Source organism: Caballeronia arationis, assembly GCF_001544975.2.
In the GTDB taxonomy this organism is placed as follows: domain Bacteria; phylum Pseudomonadota; class Gammaproteobacteria; order Burkholderiales; family Burkholderiaceae; genus Caballeronia; species Caballeronia arationis.
On the sequence record NZ_FCOG02000324.1, the window covers coordinates 1 to 2,872 of the forward strand.

Below are 2,872 nucleotides of genomic sequence, written 5' to 3' on the forward strand. Positions count from 1 at the left end.
TGCGAGTTCGGGCGTGATGGACGAGGCGAACAAGTTCGCCTGGGGCTTGGGCGTCATCTCGCTGGTCCTCGTCGGTGTTCGATTCGCCGGAACCCATCACCCGGTCTCTGCTTGGGTCAATTTATTCGAGGAGGTCGCTGTACTGGGCATCTTCGTTGCCCTCTACCTCGGCTACACGGCGAGCGCGGGCGGGTTCTGGACATGGTTTCAGCAACTGGCGGCTCATATCAGCGGCGCCTCGGACTCGTCGACGGGTGGGCAGATGGCGCATTTGGCGGGCGTCATCTTCGACGGGCTAAAGGAAAAGCTGAAGTCAATTAGCCTTTGGAACATGCCCGCGGTCTTGTCTGATGCGATGGTCATGTTGCTGGCCGCGTTCTTGATGTGCTTGGCGGCGATCGTGTTCATCTACTACTCGGCAGTCGGGCAGATTCAGTCGGCCATTGGAATCGTGCTGGGGCCAATCGCGATCGCTCTCGGCTTCTCGTCCTACACCCGCAACTACTTCGTTAAGTGGCTGGACTGGATGATCAGCGCCGGAATGTATGTCGTCGTCGTCGCGATCCTGATGAAACTCGTTGGATCGTCGATCGGCGATGCGGTGTCGAAGGCGTCTGGCGTTGGTGGGGCCACAACGGTGAACTCGATCTACGTCTTCAATTTGGCGATATTCATCCTGTTGTTGTCGCTCGAGATTCCGAAGCTTGCGGCGATCTTTGGCGGCGGTGCAAGTGCAACGGGCACTGCGGCGCTGAAGCTGGCAAAGGGTTTCATGTGATGACCACCGCTCACGAAGCTATCCTTGCCGAGGACCTATTCGCCACGCATCAGAAGCGCATTGAACTCGTCCGTCAATGCGCAAACGAGAGCACTGAAGCGGAATTTGCCCGTAAGTGGCTCGCAGTGTTACGTCGCTGCGCGAACTGGTTTTCATCCATGCCGCTGACGCCCGAATTGCATTGCGAGCCGGGCGGTGCATTCCGCGCGACGATCGAATCGACGTTCTATGCCATGCGGCTCGCGGGTGGGCAGAAGTTCGCGGCTGACCTCGCGTCTGACAAGCGTCGCCGGCTGGAGCCGCAATACAACTACGCCGTCTTCCTGGCCGCCGCGTGCACGCTGCTGGACGAGCCATTTCGCCACTTCGAGATGGTGCGGCTCTCGGACCGCACGAAGTGGAATCCGGCGGCGCACGGGGCGTTCGGCACGTGGATCGGAGCCGGTCAGTTTGCGGTTGAGCGGCGTGTGACGCCACTGAAAAGCGAGCGCATGCGCACCGCCATGTTTGCCCAGACCGTCATCACACCCGAGCTGCTCTCAGGGTTCGACACAACGGTGCTGGACGACCTCTTCAACGCGATCAATCCTGAGCGCAGCCCGCAGGGGTTCGAACCCCTCGTCCACAAGGTGGTGCGGCAGGCCATGGACGTTGCGGTGGACTTTGAACGCAAGGCGCAACGCGCCGTCTTCGCGCCGGTCAAGTATGACGTTCCCTCAGCCGTGCACGTCGCGCTCGCGCTTGAGCCGCAGTTCGTCGCGACGCCCGCCCCGGAGACTGTCAATGCTTCCGCAAGCCAGGCACGGCCGTCGGCGGCCGCCGCTTCAGCGCCTCAAGCCGACGTTTCCGCGCAGAACGATGCCGTTGTTGGAGCAACGGCCGCGTCGGAGCAGCAGGCCAGTGCCTCTGCGCCGAAGTTCTCTCAGTCGTTGCTCGATGCGTTGGAGCGCAGCGAAGCACAGGCCGCTGGTGCGGCCGCGGCTGAGCCCTCGACCGGCCCGAGCGCGCCTGCGTCGCGCCCGGCGCCCGTCGACCCTGCCGCAGCGCGTCCCGCAAGGTCCAATGCAAGCAGAGTTGGTCCGACTGACGAAGAATTGACGGAACTCCTGGGACCCGGCGCTGCAATGCTGAAAGAGTTTTTCAAAGCCCTTGCTGGCGACGTGGCGACCGGAAAGGCGGAAGTGACGTGGGAAGAGAAGGGGCTGGCCGTCAAGAAGCGGCTCGTCGGCGGATACGGCATCACGAGCGATACCCTTGTCGAACAACTCAAGAAGCGCAGTCTCCTCATGCGCGCACACGGCAATGACATTTGCATCGTTGAGCGCGCCGGACGTCTCATCGTGGAGCGACCCGCGGCATGAACTACGTCAATCACTTCCGTCCGATCTACGAGTTTCGTCCGTTTCTCGTTTGGCCCATCGTCATCGTTGGCATTTTGATCTCCGGGATGCCATACGGCTGGGCGTTTGCGCTAGCCGGCGCGGCCCTGCTGTCGATCCGTGCGCTCCAGATATGGAAGGCACTGAGCTTTCGCATGGCCATCTCAACGAAATGGCTGAGCAAGATTCGCATCGAAAAGCTTCTTGCCACGCAGAACGCGATGCGGAAAAGAGCGGACTCGATGTATCTGGGCATCGGATACGAGTGGACGCAGAAGCATACGCAGATTGCCCACGAAATCCTCCGGATGCCCGTAACCGACATTCCGTCGCTGCCGAAGTGGCTGCCGAAAACCGAGATAGGCCGGACCGTCGAGGAGCGCATCGAGCGGCTATTCGGTCCGCCCGACAGCATTCGCGATCGCATGCCGCAGGGATCGTCCTGGATCGACGGTATGGAGCAGAAGAAGGTCGAGGTGCCGTTTCACTATAAGGCGATGGGCGGTCACACGCTGGTGGCGGGCACGACTGGCGCGGGAAAGACCCGCACCTACGAAGTCATCTCCACGCAGGTGATCCACAACCCGAAGGACGTCCTGATCATCGTCGACCCCAAGAACGATGACGAGTGGAAAAAGCGCGTGGAGAAGGAGTGCGCGCGCACCGGGCGCAAGTTCCTGTACTTCAATCAGGCGAAGCCGCATGAGTCGATCCG

At 61.3% G+C, this 2,872-nt stretch carries 3 protein-coding genes; all 3 read left to right on the forward strand.

The window, feature by feature from the left end; all coding sequences use genetic code 11:
• Positions 1-778, forward strand: a 778-nt coding sequence (locus AWB81_RS41630) for a type IV secretion system protein (protein ID WP_062644321.1), incomplete at its 5' end; no start/stop codon positions are given.
• Entirely contained in the window at positions 778-2,139 is a 1,362-nt protein-coding gene (locus tag AWB81_RS41635) for a TraI domain-containing protein (protein WP_062644323.1), read from the forward strand. The genes AWB81_RS41630 and AWB81_RS41635, both read left to right, overlap by 1 nt.
• On the forward strand, positions 2,136-2,872 hold a 737-nt coding region (locus tag AWB81_RS41640), incomplete at its 3' end, for a helicase HerA domain-containing protein (protein WP_144444364.1). The genes AWB81_RS41635 and AWB81_RS41640, both read left to right, overlap by 4 nt.

Bases quoted from the DNA above. Each gene is read 5' to 3' on its own strand.
- AWB81_RS41635 (WP_062644323.1), top strand. From the start codon at position 778: ATGACCACCGCTCACGAAGCTATCCTTGCCGAGGACCTATTCGCCACG.